This window comes from Aquicella siphonis, assembly GCF_902459485.1.
Lineage (GTDB): Bacteria > Pseudomonadota > Gammaproteobacteria > DSM-16500 > DSM-16500 > Aquicella > Aquicella siphonis.
Window position 1 is genome coordinate 407,002 of record NZ_LR699119.1, and the last position, 25,323, is coordinate 432,324.

Annotated in this window: 20 protein-coding genes; 13 read left to right on the plus strand and 7 right to left on the minus strand. The window is 49.0% G+C overall.

Going from position 1 to position 25,323, the window contains the following annotated elements; translation table 11 throughout:
* Positions 1-63 precede the first annotated feature (63 nt).
* Positions 64-816 (minus strand): ComF family protein, encoded by a 753-nt coding sequence (locus tag AQULUS_RS01940; protein WP_148338114.1) that lies wholly within the window; start codon positions 814-816, stop codon positions 64-66.
* Between AQULUS_RS01940 and AQULUS_RS01945 the strand changes: the two genes are divergently transcribed.
* Positions 797-1,603, plus strand: coding sequence for a methyltransferase domain-containing protein (locus AQULUS_RS01945; protein WP_172622697.1), 807 nt, complete (start codon positions 797-799; stop codon positions 1,601-1,603). The genes AQULUS_RS01940 and AQULUS_RS01945 overlap by 20 nt on opposite strands.
* 43 nt (positions 1,604-1,646) lie before the next feature.
* On the opposite strand, the gene AQULUS_RS01950 is transcribed toward AQULUS_RS01945, so the two are convergent.
* Entirely contained in the window at positions 1,647-3,941 is a 2,295-nt protein-coding gene (locus AQULUS_RS01950) for a rhoptry family protein (protein WP_148338117.1), read from the minus strand.
* A 475-nt stretch (positions 3,942-4,416) separates the two neighbouring features.
* Here AQULUS_RS01950 and AQULUS_RS01955 point away from each other — a divergent pair, with 475 nt between their 5' ends.
* From AQULUS_RS01955 to nagA, 3 genes are all read left to right on the plus strand, one after another.
* Positions 4,417-7,347 (plus strand): hypothetical protein, encoded by a 2,931-nt coding sequence (locus AQULUS_RS01955; protein ID WP_148338120.1) that lies wholly within the window; start codon positions 4,417-4,419, stop codon positions 7,345-7,347.
* A gap of 146 nt (positions 7,348-7,493) precedes the next feature.
* Complete coding sequence (locus tag AQULUS_RS01960; protein ID WP_148338122.1) at positions 7,494-8,426, plus strand: BadF/BadG/BcrA/BcrD ATPase family protein; 933 nt, start codon at positions 7,494-7,496, stop codon at positions 8,424-8,426.
* Positions 8,419-9,597: an N-acetylglucosamine-6-phosphate deacetylase gene (gene nagA, locus AQULUS_RS01965; RefSeq protein WP_172622698.1), complete on the plus strand. Its 1,179-nt coding sequence runs from the start codon at positions 8,419-8,421 to the stop codon at positions 9,595-9,597. The genes AQULUS_RS01960 and nagA overlap by 8 nt, the downstream gene beginning before the upstream one ends.
* A gap of 28 nt (positions 9,598-9,625) precedes the next feature.
* Here nagA and spoT read toward each other — a convergent pair whose 3' ends face one another.
* On the minus strand, positions 9,626-11,773 hold the full coding sequence (gene spoT, locus AQULUS_RS01970; protein WP_148338126.1) for a bifunctional GTP diphosphokinase/guanosine-3',5'-bis pyrophosphate 3'-pyrophosphohydrolase: 2,148 nt from the start codon (positions 11,771-11,773) through the stop codon (positions 9,626-9,628).
* A gap of 190 nt (positions 11,774-11,963) precedes the next feature.
* Between spoT and AQULUS_RS01975 the strand changes: the two genes are divergently transcribed.
* From AQULUS_RS01975 to AQULUS_RS01985, 3 genes are all read left to right on the plus strand, one after another.
* Positions 11,964-12,296, plus strand: coding sequence for a hypothetical protein (locus AQULUS_RS01975; RefSeq protein WP_148338128.1), 333 nt, complete (start codon positions 11,964-11,966; stop codon positions 12,294-12,296).
* Positions 12,297-12,351: 55 nt separating this feature from the next.
* A complete protein-coding gene (locus tag AQULUS_RS01980) occupies positions 12,352-12,879 on the plus strand; it encodes a DUF3592 domain-containing protein (protein WP_172622699.1) in 528 nt (175 codons plus the stop codon).
* 78 nt (positions 12,880-12,957) lie between these two features.
* Positions 12,958-13,341, plus strand: a complete 384-nt coding sequence (locus AQULUS_RS01985) for a RidA family protein (RefSeq protein WP_148338132.1) — start codon at positions 12,958-12,960, stop codon at positions 13,339-13,341.
* Positions 13,342-13,365: 24 nt separating this feature from the next.
* On the opposite strand, the gene AQULUS_RS01990 is transcribed toward AQULUS_RS01985, so the two are convergent.
* Both AQULUS_RS01990 and gpmI read right to left on the minus strand, forming a co-directional pair.
* Positions 13,366-14,793 (minus strand): S41 family peptidase, encoded by a 1,428-nt coding sequence (locus tag AQULUS_RS01990; RefSeq protein WP_148338134.1) that lies wholly within the window; start codon positions 14,791-14,793, stop codon positions 13,366-13,368.
* A 50-nt stretch (positions 14,794-14,843) separates the two neighbouring features.
* Entirely contained in the window at positions 14,844-16,394 is a 1,551-nt protein-coding gene (gpmI, locus tag AQULUS_RS01995; protein WP_148338136.1) for a 2,3-bisphosphoglycerate-independent phosphoglycerate mutase, read from the minus strand.
* Positions 16,395-16,517: 123 nt separating this feature from the next.
* Between gpmI and AQULUS_RS02000 the strand changes: the two genes are divergently transcribed.
* From AQULUS_RS02000 to icmQ, 3 genes are all read left to right on the plus strand, one after another.
* The gene (locus AQULUS_RS02000) at positions 16,518-17,507 is read left to right on the plus strand and encodes an MlaA family lipoprotein (protein ID WP_148338138.1); all 990 of its coding nucleotides are present in this window, start codon (positions 16,518-16,520) and stop codon (positions 17,505-17,507) included.
* A gap of 73 nt (positions 17,508-17,580) precedes the next feature.
* Entirely contained in the window at positions 17,581-17,802 is a 222-nt protein-coding gene (locus AQULUS_RS02005) for a hypothetical protein (RefSeq protein WP_148338139.1), read from the plus strand.
* Positions 17,803-17,989: 187 nt separating this feature from the next.
* Positions 17,990-18,577 carry a type IVB secretion system protein IcmQ gene (gene icmQ / locus AQULUS_RS02010; RefSeq protein WP_148338141.1) on the plus strand — a complete coding sequence of 196 codons (588 nt, stop codon included), beginning with the start codon at positions 17,990-17,992 and terminating at the stop codon, positions 18,575-18,577.
* Positions 18,578-18,626: 49 nt separating this feature from the next.
* On the opposite strand, the gene AQULUS_RS02015 is transcribed toward icmQ, so the two are convergent.
* Positions 18,627-20,102 carry a hypothetical protein gene (locus tag AQULUS_RS02015; RefSeq protein WP_148338143.1) on the minus strand — a complete coding sequence of 492 codons (1,476 nt, stop codon included), beginning with the start codon at positions 20,100-20,102 and terminating at the stop codon, positions 18,627-18,629.
* 452 nt (positions 20,103-20,554) lie between these two features.
* Here AQULUS_RS02015 and AQULUS_RS02020 point away from each other — a divergent pair, with 452 nt between their 5' ends.
* The gene (locus tag AQULUS_RS02020) at positions 20,555-22,441 is read left to right on the plus strand and encodes a hypothetical protein (protein ID WP_148338145.1); all 1,887 of its coding nucleotides are present in this window, start codon (positions 20,555-20,557) and stop codon (positions 22,439-22,441) included.
* A 100-nt stretch (positions 22,442-22,541) separates the two neighbouring features.
* Here the strand turns inward: AQULUS_RS02020 and AQULUS_RS02025 are convergent, their stop codons facing one another.
* A complete protein-coding gene (locus AQULUS_RS02025; RefSeq protein WP_148338147.1) occupies positions 22,542-23,234 on the minus strand; it encodes a hypothetical protein in 693 nt (230 codons plus the stop codon).
* Positions 23,235-23,593: 359 nt separating this feature from the next.
* Between AQULUS_RS02025 and hfq the strand changes: the two genes are divergently transcribed.
* A complete protein-coding gene (gene hfq, locus AQULUS_RS02030; protein ID WP_148338149.1) occupies positions 23,594-23,899 on the plus strand; it encodes an RNA chaperone Hfq in 306 nt (101 codons plus the stop codon).
* A gap of 45 nt (positions 23,900-23,944) precedes the next feature.
* Positions 23,945-25,222 (plus strand): ribosome rescue GTPase HflX, encoded by a 1,278-nt coding sequence (gene hflX, locus AQULUS_RS02035; RefSeq protein ID WP_148338151.1) that lies wholly within the window; start codon positions 23,945-23,947, stop codon positions 25,220-25,222.
* Positions 25,223-25,323: the final 101 nt, after the last annotated feature.

A 25,323-nucleotide genomic window follows, 5' to 3' on the forward strand; every position in this document is an offset into this window, starting at 1 on the left:
GGCGTTAATTTATCGGGTCTTGTTGCTTTGGGCAACAGGCCGTGAGTGAAATGAGGGATTTTTTTACCCTCTTCTTGCGCAGCACCAGGCATCGACACGGGCCGCGCCTTGACGCAGCAATAGGCGGCTGCATTCGCGCAAGGTATGGCCGGTAGTGATGACATCGTCGACCAGGGCGATGACCTGGCCTGAATACTGTCTGGTGACAGTAAAGGCATTTTTTATGTTTTCTTCTCTGGAAGCGGCAGGCAGGCTGCTTTGAGCGGCAGTATGACGGATACGCCTTATGCCGGTGCGATCCAGCCGTAACCTCAGATCCGCCGCAACTGGTTTGGCGATTTCAAGTGCCTGATTAAAGCCTCTTTCGCGCAAGCGCGAGGGGTGAAGCGGGACGGGGATGATGACATCCGGCAGTGCTTTGCCGGCATACCACCGGCTCTGGATGTGATGAGACAGCATTTTTCCCAATGCTCTGGCAATGTGGAGCTGATGGTGAAATTTGAGCCTGATGATCCATTGAATGATAGGAGGTTCGTAGGGGAACAAGGCATAGGTTGCGGCGAAGCCAGGCGGATTATTCAGGCAGATACCGCATTTTACAACATCAGATGTACAGGTTGGTAAAAATTGTGCGCACTGAAAGCAATGATGAGGTAAAATGGGCAAATCCAGCTGACAGGGCTGGCAAACGGGCATGTCGTCGTGTGTGTTGTCACCGCACAAGAGGCAGGATGCGGGCAGCAGCCAGTCAGTCAGGCAACTGGATGATAGTCGAAATACCTGGGTGAGAATGTGTATGACTTTAATATCGAACATGGTCTGGTCTCCTTCTGATTATGTGGAATCTTCCGCGCTTGCTCGTGCAGCTGGGGAAGAACTTTTGTCCCGGCTTGACTGGATGACGCTTAAGCCTCGGGTCGTTCTGGATCTGGGGTGCGGAACAGGGGAAATGAGCCAGCGTTTGCGAGTCCGCTATCCAGATGCGACAATCGTGGCGCTGGATGACTCGGATCCAATGATAGAACACACCCGGCATCACAACAGTGATCTTGTTTGCGTCTGTGGCGAGGCTGGCCAGCTGCCGCTTCCCGCACAATCCATAGACCTTGTTTTTGCTCACCTTCTACTGCCTTGGCATGGGGATGTCCGGCTGGTGATACGGGAGTCCCGCCGTGTGTTGCGGCCGGATGGGGTGATGATTGTCACCGCGCTGGGACCTGACACCCTGAAAGAATGGCATCGTCAGTTATCAGGCCATGTGGTTCCCGTGTTCGCCGACATGCATGATCTGGGCGACCTGATGCTGCAGGAAGGACTGGCGGACCCTGTGCTGGATGTTAACTATTATACCGTGACTTATCGTGAGCGCAGCAATCTGATCAGGGAAATGCATGGCAGCGGCATGCTGGCCGGCGCTACGGCGTTATCGCTGCTCCTTGAGGCGGCTCCAGGGGAGGATGGTGTGTTTCCTGTCACCTATGAAGTGGTATTTGCCCATGCGTTCGCGCCGCCTTGCAGCGATGAAGTTCCGGCGTCTTCCGATGGGACGGTCCGCGTGCCGTTATCACACTTGCGACGCAGGTTGCGTGCTTCAGGGGGATAATGAGACGCCGTTCAAACCATTCCCACCCTAAAGCGTTTTCTGCTTATTTTTTTTCCATTGTTGATTCCAGGCTGAGCTTTCTCAGGCTGGAAAGATTAGTCTGAACAAGATTTTTGGCTTCTTCCAACGCCTGCAGCTTGTCTGAAATATTTTGCAGATTTTTTTCAAACTCACTGGCTGGAGGGTCGCTTTTATTATTCAGATCACTGAACAACTGCTTTTTTGCTTCCATCAGTTCGTTGATGGCTTTGTCGATGCCGGAAACACTGGTGTCAACGCGGGTATAGAGCTCTATCATGTGTTTTTTTAACTGTTCGGTAGAAGCGGGGTCACGGGTCTGGTTTTTTATGAGTTGCAGCAACAGGCTTTTTGCTTCGCTCTGTTGTTTGCGCATATTGCTTTGCGCGACCGCCGCGGCAATTTTATCCGCGATGTTTATGGCATTGTCATAAACTGACAGTCTGGCGTTTAATGATTCCAGCACGCGGTTTTCTTCCATCAGGGATTTTCTTTGCTCTTCCAGCGCCGCGATTTTGGCGTCCAGGTCTGCGAGGCTGGGTATTTCGCCAGGCTGAGAAGTAAATTTGTTGATTGTGAAATCAATGCGCGCCTTGGCGCTGTTCATTGACTGTATGATGTTTTCCGACGCATCACTTCTGGCCTGTATTTCCTGTGCAAGATTGCTGATTTTTTTCAGCATGTTTTTCAGCGTGGGATCCACTTTTGTGTTCATGACTTCCAGCAGCTGGTTCGCTGTTTTCGTATACTGCATGGTCAACGCATGATCTTTGTTGGCGGACGCGATGATCATTCCGCTGGATTCCTTGCGCTTGAGCAAATCTCTGTAATCCGCGACCGGCTTTTTCATCAAGGCGGTCTGGCGCTGGATTTCAGTCATGGCGCGCTGAGTCTTGTCGCGCACATCATCGATTTGCATGGTTCTTTTGTAGGCTTTCGATAGATTGATGATCTTGTCTTTCTGGGTCCTGCAGAAATCATCCACTGACTTTTTGTATCCCAGCGCGCTGCTGGAAAACTTGAATTGAAAACTGCGGGGAAAGGGAATGCGTATGATCTGGATCATGTCTTCCCGGGCGTAGCGGGAAAATTCCGGGTCGTCCTTGAATATGCCGGACAAGATCGGATTTAATTGCCCAATATTTTTCATCACGATTTGCAGTTCAGGAGATTCTTCCGTCCAGGAGGTATTGCATTTTTGCAATAATCCGGGATTTTCCTTGTCTTCGCTGGAAATAATATCCTGAAAGCGTTCCAGCGGCAGATTGCCCAGCGATTCCATTGCCTCGTTCAGACTGCTTAATTCGCCCGATTCGGACAGACGCGCAATCCCGGAAAATTTTTTGTTGAATTCATTGAGCATGATTTTCCGGGCATGAGGTGGGGAGGATTGCATCTGCTTGGTCAATATTTCATGAAATTGCGCGGCTGAAGTGTAAAGCGCGTTGATCAAATGCTGCTTGAACCGGGTGAGGGTGTTAATTTGCTTCGCGATAAGCTGAGCTGTTTCACTGGTTTCATTTTCGAACTGTTCTGGTATGGGCGTGATTTCCTCAATTTTTTTTCGTAACTCTTCCCTGGTTTTCTCGACGTTGCCGCCGCCGGACCGGGATAGGATGGAGTTGGCGAATTCATCCAGTTTCTTTTTGTTATCCTCGAATTGCAGATTGCTTTCTGTCGCTTTCATGACTTCGTCAAGAATGCGTGCGCTCACTCCGTCAATTTGCGCTGACAGCGCCTTTAACTGGCGTGTGCTGTTGTCGGCAATTTCCCTGATTTCCTTTTTGACGTTGCCGATTTCAGCTAACACATCAATGACTTCATCCGCTGCGGTTTCACGGACGCTGACAGCGATTTTCTCCTGTTTGACGGTTTCCCTGGCGGCGGCAGCCTTGACCTGGGAAAAATCTCTTCGCGCGGCTTCTTCAAATAAGGGCAGCCGGTCATTGATGTTTTTAATGGTTTCATTGGTTAGTTTCAGCCGCGCAGGCAGTTGTTCAACCTCTGCGATCCGGATGCGTTCCGTCGCAAAAGCCTGCTGGGAGACGGGCAGGATCAGTGCGCTGTCAATCATAAAGCCGTCGGTGCATAACAATTTGATAGATTGCGGATAACGCAGGACTCGTTTGACATAAAAATGTTTTTCGGCACTGTCTTTGGGCATGGCGGCCGCCATGCTGTCCCCGATCAACCGGATCAGAGCATCTTCTTCTTCACTGCTTAGGGGAGGAGTGAGGAATTCAAATGCCTTGTTATCGAAGTAAATCGCCACAGTGAGGTCTGCACCGGCGTGGGTATACTTGCATAGCGCTGTTTTCATGGCTTCTCCTGGTCCGCGGCAGGCTGTCCTTAACCTGGTTTCAGTCGGGTCATGTCCGGTAAGTGGCCGTTCATGTCCCTACTATTAAAGATAGCGTGTATTTTCCTTAATTTCCATCTGTCTTAAGCGATTATATGTGAGTTATCCATCTGATTATATATAAAAAATCCTGAGGCGGCCGAAATGGCCGGAACGCTAGGGGAATCTTGCGCGGAGTATGGGGCTGTGTTATGGATAGTTTTTTGAGCTTATTAATAAACCCTTAAGGTTGAGTGCATTAAGATCAATAAATACAGGCGGTAAAAATATTTTTTAATTTGAAAAAATATAAGCACAATAAAAAACGGAAGATTCAAGTGCCTTATTTACCCATGACGAGGTGAAGAATGAATTCTGCCAGGCCATCTGATTTAGCTTTTTACAGCGACCTTCTTCTTCAGGAAAACAAGAAAAAGTTGATGAGCTCCATCGCGCCATGGCACCGGCATTCAAGGATAAAAAGGAAGATCATTTGTCTCAGCTGGCATATGACGCCTTATATCGAGAAGCCGCGAAAATACTTTATTCCATTGATCCGAAAACCGACACTCTCGAAACCGTGAGTATGCGTTTTGCAAATTTGCTGAATGAACTCCCGGGTAGAATACAAAGCCACTTTGAATTCAATTACCGGTTTCTTCTGAATCCCGGGCTGTTGGAAAAACTCCGTGATCAGGATTATAAAGTGGGTTTTGTCGAATCGGCGCAAAAGTGTGAGATTGATGGCAAAAAATTTTACGCCAATCTTTCCAGCGACAAACGAGATCTGATCCCTGTCTTGATAGAAGCATTCAAACTATTGGCATTGCAGCGATTGCTGCTTTTGCAATTGTCCGGGATAGGCAATTTGGCCTGGGATCAGCTGCGTTTGTCGTTTAATCCATTACTCAGTGCTTATGCGGATAAAATAGAACAAATTGAAAATTTTCTGGGACGCCATTACGCATTTAGACAAATTATGGGTACGGGCGGCAGCAGCTTTGACCATATTCATGAGGCGGCCACGAACAGACAGGTAATTAGTCATGACGGAGCAGTGATAGAAAGACTGGGTCAGCAGCGCGGTGAGATTATCGCCGCCTACGAGAGTGGCTTTCAGGCCGTAAAGAAAAAATATGTCAACCTTTACCGCGAGATTCAGGGTTTTTGCCGGGACATTGAGCAGTTCAATCAGGATTTTGAGCGTGTCAGCCAGCTGATTCAGGAAGATGAAGATGAGAGCGCCATACAGAGGATGATAACCCAGTTCAGGGAGAGAAGAGAGCAGTTATTGCAGCGTGCTGCCCAGCTGGAGTGGACCAAACAGATCAAAAGCCTGTACTCAGAATGTAAGGTGGCGCAACAGTTTGCTGGTGTCAGGATTCCCGCGGAACTGCAGGCGCAGGACTGGCAGCATTTACAGGTATTTCATGACATCGATCAGCATATCAGAGGCTTGAGTAACATTCACCGTACTGAATTGGTGGATGGTCGTGATGGACAGGTTGGGCAAATCGTCGATGCCGGATGGCTGCCTGAAGCGAATGGCCTGATTGCTGAATATGTAAGTCGTGTAGAGAGATTTATTGGCTCTGCCAGTCATGACCATAGGGATGAATCACTGCCGCCTCTCCCGGCATTTGATGTGGTTCAGAGCTTGTATACACAACATGGCCGTTTGCTGGCATCACAGCTGCGAGACGCGCAAGCGTTGAGTATTCAACTGGCGAAATTATGCCGCGGCCAGTCCAACACAGGTAATCCGTTATGGGAAAATGCCGCCAAAGCGGTGGAGCAGCAGCTTAAAGCGACTGAAGCTCAGATTGAGCTGCTGCAGGGAAAGTCAGCCCAGATTATTGGCATTGAAACGAACAAACTGCAAAAAGATTATTATCAACATGCTCTGGTTCCGCGCGTTGAAGGACACAGGGAAGTGGTTCGCAGATTAAAAGAGCGAGTGGAACAGGCACGTGCGTCACTGCAAGCCTGGCGTTGCGAATGCTTTGGCATTCTCAAGGCAATAGAACAGGAACAGCGTATCAAGGATGTGGCAGATGCGAAACGCACCACTGAAGAAAATCTGGCTGAATTAAAACGACAGATTGAATTATTGCAGAGTAATAAATCCCAGGATAAGGTCAGGTTGCAGGTGGAACAGCTGCCCCAGCCGGATAACCTCGAAAAAGCCTTGCGCCAACGCCAGAGAAAACGCGAAGAAGAAAGACGTCTTCAGGAACAACAGAGACGCGAAGAAGAAAGACGTCTCCGGGAAGAGCAGAGGCGAGAAGAAGAGAGGCGGCTTCAGGAACAACAAAGACGTGAAGACAAGCAATTGCAAGAGGATGAAAGCGAAAATATCCGCAGGGATAGGGAAAAAGTGTCCGGATATCATCTGGGTGAGGCGGATGTTGAATCCACAGTGATATCTCGGGACGGGCCTTCCCGGCGTGCGGATCATAGCCGCACCGGCGGCAGTGGCCAGGATGGAGAAGATGAAAGATGGAGAGGGCGGCGGGATTCACACGATTCCTTTCCCCGCCCTGCGGCCGTCGCACAGAAAAAAGGTCTGGGCAGCCGAATCTGGGATTTTATCAAGCGGCATAAGGGTAAATTTGCTGGCGCCGGAGGGGGAGCTCTGATAGGCGGCGGAATAGGCGCTTTGATCGGCTTTTTCCTTGCGCCGGTCACATTTGGCGCCAGCGTGCCGCTGTTCGCTGCGATTGGCGCAGTAGTGGGAGGTGCGGTGGTAGGCGCTGGCATAGGCACAGGCGTGGGCGCCATCGTGGATTCCTGTTGCTGTCAGCCTTCAGTGGATGATGATCTTGAAAGCCGTGATCCTTTATTAAACGATGAGGAATGCCGGAGAAGTGATCCGCCCTCGCCGTCAAATTCTCGTCGTCATTCCACCGCTTTTTTGCAAGGCGAGCTGGATGCGCAGCCTCCCTCATATCCGGGTTCGTCCATGCTGACCAGCACTTCCACGATTCCTGATAACGTGGTTCCGTTCAGGCGTGATAACAGTTCTTCCGGGCTGCAAACAAAAATATTTACACCTGTTGTTACTCCTGTCCGGCCTGTCTTGACCATGCGCCGTCAGTTCGAAAACGCTTTCGTGGAAGAATTGGCAAAGCTGATGCCGGATATGAAGGATGCAGATAAATTTGTCGCATTATGGTCTGATGGCAAGGCGAGTGTAAATAATCTGGTGAGAGCGCATCTTGGAAATAATCCCGGCCGTGTCAGGCAAGCGGTATCGAATGCCCTGAAACAGGATGCATTCGCCAATCTTGACCTGGCGGATTTGAACGGATCGCGGCTGCAGCCGATTGCGGCAGAAGTGCGCTCATCCCGAATGGATTCTCGCGAGGGTCCTGTGTATTCATACTAATACTGTATTTTCCTGGCGCACGCATGGCAGCGTGTGCTCTTTTTCCCGCGGCATATAAGAAATCTGGCACTCTGGCTTTTCTTCAACATCACTTTTTCATTCCCTGTTACGATATAATGTAGGCTTTTACAAGGAAACCATGGTTCATGACGCAGTCTTTTTATATCGGAGTGGATGGAGGCGCAACCAAATGCCTGGTCAGTGTTGAAGATGAACACGGAAACTTGCTGGGGAGAGAAACCGGCGGCCCTGCCAATATCCGTCTGTCGGTGCCGCAAGCCTGGCAGTCCATTCATGCCGCCCTGGAAAAGATTTTGTCGCCGCTCGCCATCCAGATGTACGACAAGCGCTATCACTGGCATGCGGGCATGGGATTGGCGGGATGCGAGATTGAGGAAGCCTACCAGGCTTTTCTTGCGGTACCCCATGAATTTGAGACGCTGATTCTTACCTCCGATGCCCACACGGCTTGTTTGGGCGCCCATGCTGGTCATGATGGAGCGGTCATTATAATTGGCACGGGAGTGGTAGGGTTTCAGGTCCAGTCTGGAGAAACATCCAAAGTGGGAGGCTGGGGTTTTCCGCACGATGACGAAGGCGGCGGTGCCTGGCTGGGACTGGAAGCAGTCAGACTGACGCTGCAAACGCTGGACGGCCGGCAGCCCGTCAATGAATTGACCCAGGCGGTATTTGCCTTTTTTGGCAGTGACCTGGGCCGTTTTGTTACCTGGGCGAATCAAGCCAACTCCACCGCATTCGCTGAACTGGCTCCTGTCGTGATTCATTGTGCTGCCGCGGGCAGTGAGGCTGCGCGGAATTTGATGCGCGAGTCAGCCAAAGCAGTGGATGGTGTGGCTGCGGCGCTGCAGGCTGCCCGGGAAAATCAGGATGTGATATTGCCCTGTTCCTTGGCGGGCGGCATGGCAGCTTTCATCGAACCCTATTTGAATAACGCGCTGCGCGCGCAGCTTGTTCCCTGCCAATCCACACCCGATGCCGGCGCAGTTTTTCTGGTGCGGAATTATCTTGCGAAATCTAATATCAAGACATCTCCGGGTCGGGAGGGAACCCATGACTGAAAGTAATCGAATCATTTTTTCAGGCATGCAAATCCTCGTGGGGAACGAATGGTCACTGGAGCACGCTGTTGTGGTGGAAGAGGGTATTATCAAGGCAGTACTGCCTGCGGATATGATCGGCCACCAGCTGCCTGCGAAACAGGTTGTGTATTCACCCCATCATTATCTCATTCCAGGCCTGATTGATTTGCATATTCATGGCGCGGGCGGTCATGATGTGATGGATGGCAATGAGAAAGCGCTGCGGGGTATATGTGAAACTCTGGCGTCCGAAGGCGTCACAGGCTTTCTGGCAACCACCATGACTGCGCCTGTGGCTAAGCTGGAGTCGGTATTGAGTGCTATCGCTGCATTTATGCCGGGCAGGGAGGGCGCCGCGATACTTGGCATTCATCTGGAGGGCCCGTTCATTTCCCGGGATAAAATGGGGGCGCAAGCGGGCGATCATGTCGCACTGCCGAATCCGGAATGGGTACAGCGGTGGCATGAAATGACCCGGGGTGCGTTCAAACTGATGACCCTGGCGCCAGAATTAACGGATGTGATTCCCATGATCAAGACCTTGCGCAGACTGGGGGTGACGTCATCGGTAGGGCATACCAATGCGGGCTATGCTGAAACCTGCCATGCGCTTGCGGCGGGATGTTCCCATGCTACCCATCTTTTCAATGCCATGCGCGGACTCCATCACCGCGAACCGGGCGCGGCTGGCGCATTGCTTTTGTCTGATAAGGTCAATGTGGAATTGATTGTGGACGGATTGCACTTGCATCCTGCCGTTGTTGATCTGGCCTGGCGTCTGAAAGGCACGGATAGAATTGTGCTGGTGACGGACGCGATGCGGGCAAAATGCCTGGGTGATGGCGCGTTTGAATTGGGCGGTCATACGGTAACCGTGCATGCCGGATGCGCGGCGCTCCCCGACGGGACGCTCGCGGGAAGCACCTTGCGCATGCCGCAGGCCATACGAAACATGGCGCAGTATACCGAGTGTTCTCTGGCAGACGCAGTCAGGATGGCATCTGCCAACCCGGCCCGCATCCTTGGCCTGGACGGCCGCAAAGGCAGCATTGAAAACGGCAAGGATGCGGATTTGGTGGTAATGGATTCCGCGTTCGAAGTGGAGTTGACACTGCGCGGCGGCAAGGAAGTATTCAAAAAGCATGCATAGCCGGTTTAATCTGTTTCTGATGGCTGGGCTATAAATGTATCGATTCCGGGTGCGGCTTGTGCCGCAAGACACGTATGACATCTTTGCGTTTGCGGATTTTACGCAATATCCTGGCGAGATGAGAGCGATTGCGGACAGAGATGGTGACATCCACATTGAAATGATGGCGGTCGCTTTCCTGTGCGCGGATATTTTCGATGTTGGATTCGGCTTCGGATATTGCCAGCGTCAATGATGCGAGACTACCGCGGCGGTTGATCAAGTCCACTTTGAGATCGACGGAAAAATCACCCTCTATCTTGTCTTCCCACAGTAAAGGGACATATTTGTCAGGCTGATGGTGATAGCGCTCAAGGTTATCGCAATGCACCATATGCACTTCAATGCCTTGACCGCTCTTGATCAATCCCGCGATGTGGTCGCCTGGTATGGGCCGGCAGCACTTGGCGTAGGTAATGGCGAGGCCTTCGGTTCCCTTGATCACCAGCGGGTGCGGTGCGTGCATGTCAGGTGTTTCTTTTTTGAGATTTTCACCCATGGACTTGGCAATCTGTTTTGCTACCAGGACGGCGGGGCGGTTGCCTATTCCTACCTCTTCGAATAAATGGCTGACGGATTCCAGCCGTGAGTGAGTGACCAGCGACCCCAGAATGGATTCGGGAATTTTGTCCAGGGAGATATCATAAGCGTGCAAGGCTTTTTCCACCAGGCGTCGGCCCAATTCCATGGATTCTTCGCGCTGTTGTTTTTTCAGATAATGCTTGATTTTGCTGCGCGCTTTTCCGGTCACAACGAAATTAAGCCACGCGGCATTCGGCCGCGCGCCCGGAGCAGTGATGATTTCAACCTGCTGTCCGCTGATCAAGGGGGCGCTCAAGGGCGAAAGGCGTTTGTCCAGGCGCACAGCCACACAGGTATTGCCTATGTCGGAGTGAATGGCATAAGCATAATCGACAGGCGTTGCACCCGCGGGCAATTCTATGATCTGGCCTTTGGGGGTAAAGACATAGACTTCGTCGGGGAACAAGTCAATTTTGACATTCTCGATAAACTCCAGGGAATTCCTCGAGCTTTTATCCATTTCCAGAATACCTTTCAGCCATTCGCGCGCGCGCGACTGGGCATCGTTGAAAACTTTCTTTTCTGTTTTATAAAGCCAGTGCGCGGCAATGCCGTTTTCAGCCATCTTATGCATTTCTTCGGTGCGGATTTGTACTTCAATGGGCACGCCGTAAGGGCCAAACAAAGTGGTATGCAGGGATTGGTATCCATTTGCCTTGGGTATCGCGATATAATCCTTGAACCGTTGCGTGATGGGCTTGTACAGGTTATGCAAGGCTCCCAGTACGCGATAACAGGTGTCCACCTTGTCAACGATAATGCGAAAGCCATAAACGTCCATGATTTCAGAGAATGACAGATGTTTTTCATGCATTTTTTTGTAAATGCTGTAAAGGTGTTTCCCGCGGCCGGAAAGTGTGGCGGAAGGAATATTGTTTTTTTTGATGCACCCGCGTATTTGTTCATGAATCATGTCTATGATTTCCTGACGGTTGCCGCGGGCTTTTGCCACAGCTTCCTTGAGGATTTTGTAGCGCATGGGGTATAGGGAGGCAAAGCCCAGGTCTTCAAGCTCAACGCGAAATGCGTGCATGCCCAGCCGGTTGGCGATGGGGGCGAATATTTCCAGTGTTTCCAGCGAAATGCGCCGGCGTTTGTCCGGCGGCAAGGCTGACAATGTGCGCATGTTGTGCAGCCGGTCAGCCAGCTTGACGAGAATGACACGGATATCGCTGGCCATGGCCATGACCATTTTCCGGAAGTTTTCAGCCTGCGCCTGTGCGTAATTTTCAAAATGAATTTGCGTCAGCTTGGTGACGCCGTCTACCAGGTCTGCGACTTCTTTGCCAAATTTATCGATAATTTCAGATTGTTTTACCGGAGTGTCTTCCACGACATCATGTAGGATGGCAGCCATGATGGTTTGAGGATCCATGCGCATTTGCGCCAGGATATGGGCAACAGTCAACGGGTGGGTGATATAAGGTTCGCCGGTATATCGGGCCTGGCTGCCATGCGCCTGCTTGGCGAACAGGTACGACCTTTCAATGTCAGCCACTTGTTCATGGCTAAGATATTGATTTATTTCATCTTTTAGCGAATCAAATTCCGTCACGCCCGCCTCGATCTGTTAATATCCCGATATGCACACCCCATGACGCAGCACAGCAGTCCACTAATATTATTATGGATTGTGCTGTGTCAGTTAGCCACTGCGGAAAACATATTACTTGATACAAATCAGGAAAATATATCTTATACTTGAGATGAGAGGATAAAACCAGAAGGGATTCCAGGGGGTTGATATGATGAGCGGTAAATGTGGTTGCAACAAGTTATGCCCGTTCTCGTTCGGATTGGCGGTAGGCCTGACATTCGGGTTGGGTGTGTTTTTCTGGTCATTGTGGGCCATGTATATGGGAGCTTCACCCATGATGGTAGAATATCATATTCCAGTCCCCACCCTTAAGGATGGAACGATACATGCGCTTTGGGGATTGTTAAAAGGATTTATATTCGGGTTTTTCATCGCCTTGTTTTATGATTTCATTTCTTGCTGCTGCAAGATGAAATGGTGCTGCAAAAAATCCGGCTGCGCATGCTGTGCGTCCGAAGACAAGGCTGGCGAGAAAAAATAAGCATTCCTTGAGCGGGCATGCTTTCGGGTTGTAAATGCATATTAAAAGGATGGATATGCAGATTGTTGTTCGTTTTTTTCTTTCTTTATTGTTTGCGGCAATCATGACTATCTGCATAGTCCTGCTTGAGCAGGGTTACGATAATAATATTTATCCGGATAAAACCATCAACGAAAATTTTCGTAAAACGACCGCATTGATTATAAGCAAACAGTTAACCCGGTCTGAAGATTATCCGCGGCAATACCGTGCGGATTTCCTTATCAGCTATAAAGTCAATGATGTCCAATACCAGCGCTGGGTATCAGACAATGGTCTGGACAGATCATTTGATCTGGATCGTCGTGCTCAGGAAGCCAGGCTGTTGCGATATCGCATCGGGCAGTCTTATCCTTGCTGGTATCCTCCGGAAAATCCTGAGTCCGCTGTGCTGGCCCATCGACATGACTGGATGGCAGTACTTCCCATGATGATACCCGCAGTAACAGGGGTGCTGGTTTTTTACTATTTCCTCAAGAATTTTTTCTGGCTTGCGGGCGCGGCATTTGCGAGAATCAGCCGCAGCCGTCTGCAAAATATCTGAAAACCAGGCGGGTCAGCGCCGTTATGGCGCGAATGGTCTTGCTCATTTCTTTTTTCTTGGAATCAAGGGGCAGTAAACATGAATAAGCAGAAAATTGAATCATCACAGGCTCCGCAGGCGATTGGTCCTTATTCCCAGGCGATACGGTCAGGCGGGATTGTTTATCTTTCCGGACAAATTCCACTGGATCCAGCAACCATGATGCTGGTCGAAGGTGACATGACGGTGCAGACCAGGCGGGTTTTTGCGAACTTGCAGGCGGTCTGCGAAGCGGCTGGGGGCGGATTAGAAGGGATTGTCAAGCTCACAATATATTTAACCGACCTGGCGCATTTTCCCTTGGTCAATGACGTGATGAAGCAATATTTCACGGAACCGTATCCGGCGCGCGTGACCGTGCAGGTTTCAGCGCTTCCTAAGGCGGCGCAAATTGAAATGGATGCCGTGATGGTATTGGCATGAGCATCACCCTGGCAATAGGCTTGATCAAGAGTTACTGCCCATAGTATTCAGACGATACATGGTCCTCAGGATTTTCAAGGCTTCAAATAGTTGAAAATCATCGCTTGCCAGCCCGAGATCATTTTGCTCTACTGCTTTGGGATCGTTCGTAGAGGTTCCTGCCAGATGGTTTTTAAGCTGGTATTCCTTGATGGGTTCTATCATCGCGAGATCTTCATCCGTCTTCTTTTGCATGATTTTCAAATCTTCGATTTGCACATCAGGAATGATGCCGATATTTTGTATCACCTTGCCTGACGGGGTGTGATACAGCGCGGTTGTCAGTTTGAGCGCATGGGTTTTATCGAGTGGTATGACGGTTTGCACGGAACCCTTGCCAAAGCTGGTAGTTCCAACGATCAACGCGCGACGGTAATCCTGCAGGGCGCCGGCGACAATTTCAGAAGCGGAAGCCGAACCGCCATTGATCAGGACCACAATGGGCGCGCCGTTCAGAATGTCAGTGCCGTTTGCCTTGGCGCTATATTGTGCTTCAGGAAGCCGGCCTTCAGTATAGACGATGACATCATTATATTTATTGTTTAATTTTTTGGTGTCCAGGAAAGAATCGACAACCTGAACCGCTGTTTCCAGCAATCCCCCCGGGTTGTTGCGCAAGTCAAGGATAATGCCGTTCAAGTGGCCGTTATTCTTGTTTTTTAAATTCAGTATTGCATCACGCATGAGTTTGGCAGTGGGTTCCTGAAACTGGGTGAGACGCACATAACCAAAATTGCCATCCAGCATTTTGGCTTTCACGCTGGCAATGCGGATAATTTCGCGGTTGAGTTTGAAGGTGAGAGGAGTTTTCTCGCCTTTGCGCAAAATGGTGAGAGCCACCTGGGAGCCTTGTTTCCCGCGCATCTTGTCAACTGCGTCTTGTAATGTCATTTCACTGACGAGTTTGCCGTCGATGGCAACTATATAATCTCCCGGTTTGATGCCGGCTTTCGCAGCGGGTGTATCATCCATGGGAGTCACGATTTTGAGAATGCCGTATTCGGGAGTGACTTCAATTCCCACGCCGCCAAATTCACCGCTAGTAGTCATCAGCAAGGTTTTGTAAGCGTCGCCATCCAGGTATTCGGAATGAGGATCCAGGCCGCTCACCATGCCGCGAATCGCATCATCCAGCAGTGTTTTGTCTCCTATGGGTTGAACGTAAAAATCCTTGATCAGGACAATGGTATTGGTAAAGCGGTTAATATCATCATCACTCACGGTTTGACCTTTGGATTGAGATGTCAGCGTGAGATCGGTTGACTGAAGTTCCGGTGCGCTGCTTGTGGCTGGCGCTATGGTCGGCGCGGGAGCGGCAGGCTTGGCTGCGGGTGTCTGGGAAAAGCCGAGAGGAATAATGCTAATCAGTGCGGCAGAAAACAGAATGCTCAAGATCAGAGGGCGTAGTCTCATGGGGATCATCCGTCTACTAGTTAATTTAAGTATAACACTTCGGCTTTTCTTTATACCAATTTCACTAGTGAGGTGCCTGTCATCTCCGCTGGCTGCGGCAGGCCCATCAGATATAACAGGGTGGGAGCGATATCTGATAATTTGCCGTCTGTCTTGATGATCTCAGCCTTGCGCCCCGCATAGAGAAACGGGACCGGATCACTGGTATGGGCTGTATGTGGTTGATTATGTTCAATATCAAACATTTGTTCCGCATTTCCGTGATCAGCGGTAATAATCAACTCTCCCTGAACTTCATGCAGTGTCTTGAGTATGGTTCCCAGGCATTGATCTATGGCTTCTATGGCCTTGACAGTTGCTTCAAAGTTTCCGGTATGACCAACCATATCCGGATTGGCGAAGTTGCATACAATCATATCGTATTGACATGTTTTAATCTCATGTACCAGCCGTTCGGTCACTTCCGGCGCGCTCATTTGCGGCTGCAAATCATAAGTGGCTACCTTGGGTGAGGGAATCAGTATGCGGTCTTCTCCGGGGTAGGGATGTTCTACTCCGCCGTTAAAAAAGAAAGTGACATGGGCGTATTTTTCAGTCTCGGCAATACGCAGCTGCCGGAGTCCCAGCTGACTGATGTATTCACCCAGGATGTGCTGCAGGGATTGAGGCGGAAAGGCTACTGGGACTGGAAATCGGCTGTCGTATTCGGACAGACATACAAACGCTCCCAGCCTTGGCCATTGGTCCCGTATGAAACCATGAAAGTCGGGATCAATGAGTGTCTGGGTAATTTCACGCGCGCGGTCTGCGCGAAAATTCATGAAAATGACCACATCACCGTCACTCATCGTGACAGGCGTAGCGTTTTTGGTTTGGATGGCCGTGGCCTGGATGAACTCATCGCTTTCTCCGCGTTCATATGCGAGCCTGAGGCCTTGTTCTGCGGTTTCCGCCGTATACGCTGCTTTGCCTTGCGTCAGAAGATCATATGCCTTGTGGACACGATCCCAGCGTTTGTCACGGTCCATGGCATAATAGCGTCCTATCAGCGAAACGATTTTTCCACACTGGAGGCGCCGGCAGTGCGCATCCAGTGATTGCAGCGAAGAGAGCGCGCTGCGAGGCGGGGTGTCACGCCCGTCAAGAAAAACATGAATGAATACGGACTTGGATTGCAGCCTGGCCGCCAGTTCAATCATGGCGTGTATATGTTTTTCATGGCTGTGCACGCCGCCGGGAGAGAGCAGTCCCATGATATGAACAGATTTGTTTGTTGATTGTGCCAGTCTTAGAGCATCTGTGAGTGTTTTATTATCAAAAAATTCTCCGCTGTTGATAGCAAGATCAATTCGTGTCAGATCTTGGTGAACGACTCGTCCCGCACCCATGGTTAAATGCCCGACTTCGGAATTCCCCATCTGCCCGTCAGGCAGGCCGACACAATGTCCGGAACCGGAAATGCATGTATGCGGATAGTGACGCCACATATTGTCCCAGTTGGGTTTATGCGCGGCGGCAATAGCATTGAAATCTGTTTTGTCACGATATCCCCAGCCATCGAGGATAACCAGTACGAGCGGTCGCGGGCGAAAACTTTTCATAATTCAACTTGTCTAGTCAAAAGGATGACATAATTTAACAAAGTTTAGATTTTGCAAACAGAGAAATTGTTATCTGACATCTCTAACGTTACACTAATCTTTTCGCTTTTGTCGGGATGATATATGAAAAATAATGAAAGCAATGGATTTCTGCGGCTCGCGGCCGGTCTCGCAAGCGTGATTTTGCTGGCCGGGTCCTGCGCCGCGGCCTATGCCGAAACTGCTTCTTCCGCATCCCTGGAGACCCAGTCAGCCAATCATTCCAAGAATGCCAAAGCGCCCGTTACCTCTGCTGAAAAAAAGACGGCAGACAAACCCGGCTCCGACGGCGCTGAAAAGAAGACCGCTGCTGAATCTGAATCCGCGGCTGCGGTTCAGGATTCCACGGATAGTGATCAGTCTGACATCAGTGATGATCTGGATGAGGCGGCGAATGTCAAAGATCCGCTGGAAGGTTTTAACCGGGTGATGTTTACTTTTAATGACAAGCTTGATATCTACCTGATCAAGCCGGTCGCCCAGTTCTATAATGCCATTATGCCCAAGCCGCTTAATCAGGGAATTCATAATTTTTTTAACAACCTGGGCGAAATTCCCACCATTGCAAACGACTTGCTGCAATTCAACTTTTTTCAAATGTCCAAGGATATTGCCCGCCTGGCTATTAATTCCACCCTGGGGATAGGCGGTCTTTTTGACATGGCTACCCGCATGCACTTGCCTTATTTTCAAAATGATTTTGGCCTGACGCTTGCATACTGGGGCTATAAGAATTCAAGCTACCTGGTGCTGCCATTCCTGGGATCCAACACGATTCGGGACGGTATTGGCATCCCCGTCGATTACTTTGAGTTTACAGTCTATCCGTATTTGAAGCCGCAATCAGCCCGATATCAGTTGTTGGGGTTGTATGTGATTGATCATAGGGCAAATCTTCTGCAGTTTGAGCCGGTGTTGGAAGAAGCTGCCATTGACAAATATGTATTTATGCGTAACGCCTATATGCAGCATCGCGCATTCCAGATCGATCAGGTCAAGCACTTGGGATATAAGGACAGGGTCGAGGAATCACAAGCAGTGGAAGTGTCATCCTCGACTGCTGCGGCTGAATAATCAAAGTATTAGACGTTATGTATGCTATGCTTATAGAGAGATTCAATCGGTTCGAAACGGGGTGAGGTTTGCAATGAGTGATGCTGTGATTTTGGCCGCATCGGTTAAAACAACGTTGCTGGAAATCGCCAAGCAGGCGGGCGCGTTAGGTACAGGATTGCAAAATGCCGCGCCAGGAGACAAATCAGGCACACCCAATAATTCAGTATCTTACTTGCTCAGCATAGCGGATAGTCTCGCCAAAATTGCCAACGAATGCGATAAAATATCAGCAACACCTTCCAAGACATCCTAGGATGGATGTCTTGAAAACCTGTAGTACGTGAACATTTATTCACGGCGGAGTATGGTGATGCTTGACGAAAAAACACAGGGAAGACAGAGTAAACTACCTGGGCATAGTATGCTAACCGGGAAAGTTGTCATGTTCACAACGGAATAATCTTTGCATGCTATGAACTAATGGGGCAACAGAGCGTTCTATGTCTAACAGTGAAAAAGAGCTTAAAGATCAAATCCAGAAGCTGGTCCTAGATTCAATACAGCTTGATAAAGAGCTGCGTGAAAAATACCAGATTGGTGACAAGTTCCGTTTCATACATGACCGTCTGGACGCACTGCGCGTGCGCATAGAAGAAGACCTGAAGGAAATGGCGCAGGAAATCGAAAAAAAGATAAGCCGGCTCGCGGAAGATGAAACCACTGTCTATGTCTATTTATTCAATGCCCAGGGTCTGGCTTTTCCGACCTGGCAAAAAATGGTTAATCCCTCTGTTTTTTATGAATACAGTGTTAACAGGCCGCTGTACGCAGACAAGACCCAGATAGAATCATTTATCCGTTCACGCTCGAACAAGGCGCAACATGGTTACATTTCTGTGGTGATAAAAAAGAGCGATATTCTTCCCGTGCCAGAGGGAACCGAGCAGCCTAAAGATCCGGTGGGCAGCCCGCTAATCAAAATCAGGGAAGGATCTCTGAAATTTAACCGTATGCTCTCTTTCACCTATCAAGGGTCAGATTACGTTGTGAATGAAGCCGGACAGCTTGTTAAAAAACAGAGTGAATAAGCCCGCCCGGCGAAAGCCAGAGTCTTCTCGGGTATACAGCTGCTGCAGTTTACCCGGAGTTCCTGTTCCTAAGAAGATAGGCTGCTCCGACAATCAAGCCGCCTGCTACAAGCGCTCCTATGCCGACAGCCAGTCTATTTGTACTCCAGAAACTATGGCCAGAGCGTGACACACGAACATTCCCTGCTGCTGGAAGAGCGGGTCCTGCTGCTGGAACAACGGATGTCCGGCGGCTCGATGCGCTGATTGAGGGGTCGGCTGCAATCTTCAATTCGCGGATCCCGAGTACCTTCATGTACGCATCCAGCAAGGATTTACGATAGGCGAGAAGATCGCTTTTTGATCCTGATGTCGCAACTGCGGCTAAATTATTCAGCAATTCTTCATAGTGGTCATCAATAATGGATTTCAACTGTTCTGATTTGAGAGACCCGTCCATGCCTAATTCAAAATGAATACTTCTGCAGTCTGCGATCATTGCTTTCTTGACCAGATAGTCGGCATAATGACGCAAGCCAGTCCCCTTGTGATATCTCTGCAAATCCTCGTATTTATGATATGCCTCGACTGAAAGCAGGCCGGGGATAAATTTTGCACCTTTTGCTCCGACCAGCACGCTCATATTTTTGGCGATTGCTGATTCGGGATGTTCAGAGACGGCTTTCAGTTTCTTGAACGAGGCATGTGATTCTATATCGGTCGCAGAACCGTGATGCAAGCCTACATGTCTGCCCTGGGTGTATTCCCTATACTCTGCCAATCGTATAGTGCTCGGGCTGTCCATTAGTTCAATTTCTTCATCCTCTGTTTTGATATAATAGGCGTTAAAATATCCACATGCCTGGTTGTAATCATGATGAGAGCAGACTGATATATCGATGTTGCGTTTTCCGTCAGATACCGACAAAGTGCAGATATCTGTCTTGTTTTTGTTGACCAGTCGAAAAGCGTGTGGAAATTTGTCTTGTATGATTGTTGCCACAGCTTGTCTCAAGGACATTTTTTTAGGGTCATAGCCTATGATCTCGCCTTCATATCGCTCCATTTTTTTCTTTAAGCTGTTCAGGATTTCCATGGGTACCAGAATAATAGATCTGCGGCTAAGCGTGTGGGAACCCACTACCATGGTGTCATAGGGCGCGCAGCTGAATACATGTGCAAACTCTGACAATGGTTCGAGGTAAGCGATTCTTGCTGTTTCCCAGTCTCCGCCTGAATTGGCGTGGACCAGGCCATTCCACGTCCAGTGCATATGAGGCCTGTCTACAAAAGCAGAGGCATACTGATTGGCTGTAAAGTTCAAATGACTGGCGATGGTGCCGTCATTTTTTATGAAGTGTTCTGTTCTTTCAAAAACAACAGTCGCGGGATCCAGTTCGTTGGATAAGACTTCAGCGACCAGACCTTCATATGAAGGATCGGAAATTAAAAAATTCATCGCGGATTCACTTTGCACCGATGAAACCAGAATTACATTTTCAGCAAAATCCTCGTTAAAAGATTCATTTTTTCTTGAATGCGACATTATCAGCCTCGTTTTTATTTAATAATAATTGTTGGGTAATATTTTAAACAAACTATTATTAACCAATTATTAAACAGTGCAGAAAGAATGATTAAATTTAAGACATACCGGGGTTGAAATATAAGTTATTGAAATTTTAGGAATACTTTTGCGCCGGAGCAGGAGGCGCATGGAGAAGACAAGACGGTTAACAGACTGCTTAAGTGCTAGAAGAGAAGCTGGCGCACACCTTTTGCAAGAAACAAGGCCAAGGAAAAGGCGGGCATTCAGAGATATTTCTGGCGTTTGCCCAAGGGATCATTATGATAACATTATTTGTCTCGCAAGGTTTTTATTGATTAAAAAATATACAAATGATAGGATTGCATGAGACGAAAACGAGTTATAATTCGGTTACCAGGAGCTGCAGTGGCGTGTGCACGGCATCTTCATAGAAACGGCGATATTTAAAAATGATGACCAGTTCAAATTTAATCGTACGCGTGATTGAGGAATCCCTTTCCAAAAAGGATTTAAGCTTATCTCAATTGAGCGATTTTATCGCGGATCAGCAGAATATTTCCGAGATTTTCGCGCATTTTGAGCGGCAAAATGGAATATCCATTTTGCATCGTATACTGGAAAGAAGCGATGACTTGCCGGACGCACAGAATCATATTCTTGCCTTCATGAGCAGATTTGCCGCGCATATCAATTTAAATGCGAAAAACGCACGAGGTGATACGATTCTGCATGTCATAGCGAGAAAAAACTTTCATCTTGCAGCCCAGGCTGTTTGTGATGCCAGAAATCAGTTTGCCGCTCTCCCGGATTTGTATGCGCTTGATGCGCGCGGAAAAACACCCGCTGAACTCGCGAGCGATGAGACTAGGGTCATTCTTGATGCGGCCCTCTCGTATGATTTCTCCAGGCGAGTCGTTCTGGTTCATCCGCTACAGTCAAATTCAATATTGAATTGTCTTTTTGACACCGGGAAAGAGTATCTCGCCGTTTATGATGAATCGCGGCAGAATTACAATGAGGCTTTGTCTGCCGTTAACGCAGTGGTTCATGATGACACCATGCTGACAGACGACGCAGTGATAGGCGCTCATCTGGCTTTTGAACAAAATCAATATACAGATTCGTTTGTTGACAGGCCTCATATTCACTGGTGGTGGAATGGTCTGTTTCAGGCAAACTCCGGCGGTGATTGGGAGAATTCCTTGATTGCTTATCTTGAGCCATTAAGTCAATTCAATCACGTGCTGGGATGCGCTTATTATGACACCATGACGGTCGGGCCGCACAGATTGAGTGATGAGTCCTGTATTATTGTGCCTAACGACAGCGTGGGGGCTTTAAGAGCGCGCCTGGGAAGTTATGGCGGGAAAATTATCGGGTTTGATCCTGAGACAACTTCCTTGAGGGCGGCAATCAATCAAGTTATCCGGGAACATTTCCCGGATTCGTTATGTTTAATGAATCAATCCGAAGAGGATATCAACGAGCATGCCATGTCTAATGGTGAGCGGGAATTTAATGACCGCTTGTGCCGGGAGCGGGATTATGACAGGCATGCCGGTTATTTCAATCGGGTTTTTGTAAAAACGCCGCAAGGAAATACCGCTGCTTTGATGAGCGGGAGCAGTCATATCGAATATCGCGCATATGAGTTGTTTGCGCGCGGAAAATTTGTTGGATTGCACAGCCACTCTCCTACTGATCATGAGCGGGACTGGAGGATGAAGCTGTTAATGAAGGTTTCACGAAGTCCCGCTCTTATCGGCAATGAAGCAAACATGACTCACTTTATCGGCAGATCCGGACGTAGGCAGCCTGATCAGCTTTGTATTGTGAAAGCGTATGCTGTTTACGCGAGACTGTTGGAACTGCATCCGAAGACGGGAGCGCATGCGTATGCAAACTATTTGATGAAGAAAGCGCTGATTGCAGATTTCCGAAGCATACATCATGAGACAGGCGGCAGGCCGCTCGATAAAGAGCAGCTGCGGCAGATGATCGATCATCATTTCGATTATCTTCTGAAACAACTGAGTGTCATGTGCGCTTCAGGAAGCGAATCTGACATTCAGAAATACCGTGCAGCGATGCAAGGCGTTTACAACCTGGTCATGGTGCTTCCTTTGGAAAATGAAATTGAAAGTGCGCGACAAGGCGGATCCGATTCTGCCGATCGTTCCCCTGTGGCAAGCCAAAGCATGCCGCGCGCATCCGAATCCAGCCATGGCTTTTGGAACCGGCACAAAAATACGATCATCGCAGTGGGTCTGGGTATGGCAGTGGTGGGAGGACTAGTTGCGGGAACAGCTTATTGCAAAAGTAAAAGTCATATTTAGACTTGAGGGTGTCAGGATATGAGGGGGATCATCCCTGTCCTGTCAGCGTGTGAAAAACAAGCCAGTCCTCCTTGAGCTGTTTGCGCCTCCGGCGGGTTCATTACTTTCTGTTACGCGGATTGTATTTATTGTTCATGTGTTCAATCAACGGATCGGAATGCGCTTTTTCGCCAGGGTTGGTTTTCTGCTTTGCGGCTCTTTCCGCCGCGCTGACGATGGGCGCGTTCCCCAGCCAGTTTTTGAATGCCTGGTAGATGGGAGATTGTGTTAACTTGATTTGTCCAGTTACCCGCGTGTGTTCTACCGGGCCGGTTGCGAAATCAAGTTTTCCCGCCTGTGCTTTTTGTTCTTCACCGCCAAAAACGGGTGCGGCGCTTGTGCCGGCCGGCTTTTTTGACGAATCCAGAAAAGACCGCTTTTCCAGAAAACCTTCGCGATGTTTTTTTTCCTCGCGGGCGGTATGCTGGGTTTTCTGTGTTTGCTTGATTTCCTTTTCTTCAGTCTTTTCACGCTCATCGAAATATTCGGTTTCCATTTGTTTACGGAACTCTAGCTTGTCGATGTCGCCTTTGACTTTTGCTTTGGAATCTATCTTGACACCGGTGGTTCGGGTGGTGACTTCATCAGTGTCTTTGTGACCGGCATCTTTTTCCATTTGGGTTTTACGGCAAGACGCGCAGATATTTCCATAGGTTGTACCCTGTGCGCCCGCCAGTTGTAAAAATTCTGACAGAGGCTTTTGCTCGCCGCAGCTCGCGCAGGTTTTTGTCAGGGAAATATGGGTCTTGCTCATGGAATTTGATCTCAAATTATCTTGTCGCATAACTCAATCGGGTCTTAATATAATAATATAACATACTTAGATTAACAGTTTGATAAATGATCAATCTTTTTTGTTGGAATTGATAGTCATGTTGTCTCAATTCATTGTGAGAGATTGACTGGTGCTGCCGCTGGATTCTGCCTGTCGCTTGGGGAGAAGCCGGTTTTGCATGAGATCGATATTGCTTAAGAATTCCATATTCGATATCCTCAGTTGTTTCCCACTCCGGACCTTCAAGAAATATTGAATGAATGTAACGGGTTAGTACTATATGGGCGTGGCCTCATCTAGAGGATGGATTTAATAATTCAAATTGGAGAATATAATACATGACAAAAGGACCATCATTACAAGATCCTTTCCTGAACTCTTTGCGCAAGGAAAAAATCCCTGTTTCTATCTATTTGGTAAACGGAATCAAACTCCAGGGAGTGATTGAGTCGTTTGATCAATTTGTGGTTTTGTTGAAAAACACCGTCAGCCAGATGGTGTATAAGCACGCGATTTCCACTATTGTGCCGGCGCGCAACGTGTCTTCACCCTTTGAATATACGACCGGCGGGTTTAACACCAATGGTAATGGAAATAAAAACAATGGCAATAGCAGCAAATCTAACTTGCCGCCCCATGAATAGACATAGTGTGCCCAGGCTTATCATGCGGAAACGAGGAGGTTGCTTTTGAACGATCGCCCAAGCGGCGGTGAACGCGTCGTTTTGGTTCATATCAATTTTCCAGCAGGTCAAATGGCAGAAGACCTGGCTGAATTCAAAGAACTCGCGGTGTCTGCGGGAGCTGAAATTGTTGAAATGGTAACGGGCACACGGCGTGTGCCCGAATCAAAATTTTTTGTCGGTTCCGGTAAGGCCGATGAAATTCGTGATGTGGTTCAGGCAAATAAAGCTCAGCTAGTCATTTTCAATCATGTTTTGACGCCCGCCCAGGAACGTAATCTGGAGCGGCTCATCAATTGCAGGGTTTTGGACAGGACGGGTTTGATTCTGGATATTTTTGCCCAGAGGGCCCGCAGTTTTGAAGGAAAACTGCAAGTCGAACTGGCTTTTTTAAAGCACCAGTCAACTCGTCTGGTGCGCGGCTGGACGCATCTGGAGCGTCAGCGCGGCGGTATCGGGCTGCGCGGGGGGCCTGGTGAAACACAGCTTGAAGTCGACCGCCGTCTGATACGCAATAAAATCAAGCAGATTACCCTCAGGCTGGAGAAAATTCGCAGTCAGCGGGAGCAAAGCCGGCGCGCTCGGCGCAAGGCCATTATTCCTACTGTCGCACTGGTTGGGTATACCAACGCGGGCAAATCCACTTTGTTTAATCGGTTAACGGGCGCATCCGTTTATGTTGCCGACCAATTATTTGCAACACTGGATCCCACCTTGCGGCGTGTCGATTTCCCTGAGTGCGGGCCAGTGATTCTGGCTGATACCGTAGGCTTTATCAGGCATTTGCCGCATGATTTGGTCGAAGCGTTCCATGCGACGCTGGAAGAAGTGAGTGAAGCAGATTTATTGCTGCATGTGGTGGATGGTCAGGATATAAACAGGGACAGTCATATTGAACAAGTCAACCAGGTACTGGAAGCCATTCACGCAAGAGCTGTGCCCCGTATACTGGTTTATAACAAAATTGATTTGAATACTGAAATCCAGCCTAAGATTGACCGGGATGAATTTGGGCAAATCAGGCGCGTATTTCTTTCCGCGCAGACTGGCGCGGGTCTTGCTGCATTGGCGTCAGCGATAGGTGAAATGCTGGGGAGGAATATGATCAGCCGGGAGGTCATACTGGGGCCCGGGCAGGCGAAACTGCGGGCGGAATTCTATTCCCGGGAAGCTGTCATGTCAGAGCGGATAGATGAAGAGGGTAATTGTCATCTTCAGATACGCATGCCGCAAGGTGATCTCGATCAGCTTTTGATCAATCATAAACGCCGCCCGGCCCATTAAACGCGTCAACCTTGCATGGCATAGTCAGCGCTTTTTCGCTAGTATAGTCACGAATTAAACAACGAGAAACACGGGAAGCAGGCCTTGAGTCTAATAACCAG

Excerpts from the sequence above, each read along its gene's own strand:
- AQULUS_RS02025 (WP_148338147.1), bottom strand. The coding sequence starts at position 23,234 with ATGAGCAAGACCCATATTTCCCTGACAAAAACCTGCGCGAGCTGCGGC.
- AQULUS_RS01950 (WP_148338117.1), bottom strand. The coding sequence starts at position 3,941 with ATGAAAACAGCGCTATGCAAGTATACCCACGCCGGTGCAGACCTCACT.
- AQULUS_RS02005 (WP_148338139.1), top strand. The coding sequence starts at position 17,581 with ATGAGTGATGCTGTGATTTTGGCCGCATCGGTTAAAACAACGTTGCTG.
- AQULUS_RS01940 (WP_148338114.1), bottom strand. The coding sequence starts at position 816 with ATGTTCGATATTAAAGTCATACACATTCTCACCCAGGTATTTCGACTA.
- icmQ (WP_148338141.1), top strand. The coding sequence starts at position 17,990 with ATGTCTAACAGTGAAAAAGAGCTTAAAGATCAAATCCAGAAGCTGGTC.
- gpmI (WP_148338136.1), bottom strand. The coding sequence starts at position 16,394 with ATGAAAAGTTTTCGCCCGCGACCGCTCGTACTGGTTATCCTCGATGGC.
- AQULUS_RS02015 (WP_148338143.1), bottom strand. The coding sequence starts at position 20,102 with ATGTCGCATTCAAGAAAAAATGAATCTTTTAACGAGGATTTTGCTGAA.
- AQULUS_RS01955 (WP_148338120.1), top strand. The coding sequence starts at position 4,417 with ATGGCACCGGCATTCAAGGATAAAAAGGAAGATCATTTGTCTCAGCTG.
- AQULUS_RS01990 (WP_148338134.1), bottom strand. The coding sequence starts at position 14,793 with ATGAGACTACGCCCTCTGATCTTGAGCATTCTGTTTTCTGCCGCACTG.
- hfq (WP_148338149.1), top strand. The coding sequence starts at position 23,594 with ATGACAAAAGGACCATCATTACAAGATCCTTTCCTGAACTCTTTGCGC.
- AQULUS_RS01960 (WP_148338122.1), top strand. The coding sequence starts at position 7,494 with ATGACGCAGTCTTTTTATATCGGAGTGGATGGAGGCGCAACCAAATGC.
- nagA (WP_172622698.1), top strand. The coding sequence starts at position 8,419 with ATGACTGAAAGTAATCGAATCATTTTTTCAGGCATGCAAATCCTCGTG.
- AQULUS_RS02020 (WP_148338145.1), top strand. The coding sequence starts at position 20,555 with ATGATGACCAGTTCAAATTTAATCGTACGCGTGATTGAGGAATCCCTT.
- AQULUS_RS01945 (WP_172622697.1), top strand. The coding sequence starts at position 797 with ATGACTTTAATATCGAACATGGTCTGGTCTCCTTCTGATTATGTGGAA.
- AQULUS_RS02000 (WP_148338138.1), top strand. The coding sequence starts at position 16,518 with ATGAAAAATAATGAAAGCAATGGATTTCTGCGGCTCGCGGCCGGTCTC.
- AQULUS_RS01980 (WP_172622699.1), top strand. The coding sequence starts at position 12,352 with ATGCAGATTGTTGTTCGTTTTTTTCTTTCTTTATTGTTTGCGGCAATC.
- AQULUS_RS01975 (WP_148338128.1), top strand. The coding sequence starts at position 11,964 with ATGATGAGCGGTAAATGTGGTTGCAACAAGTTATGCCCGTTCTCGTTC.
- AQULUS_RS01985 (WP_148338132.1), top strand. The coding sequence starts at position 12,958 with ATGAATAAGCAGAAAATTGAATCATCACAGGCTCCGCAGGCGATTGGT.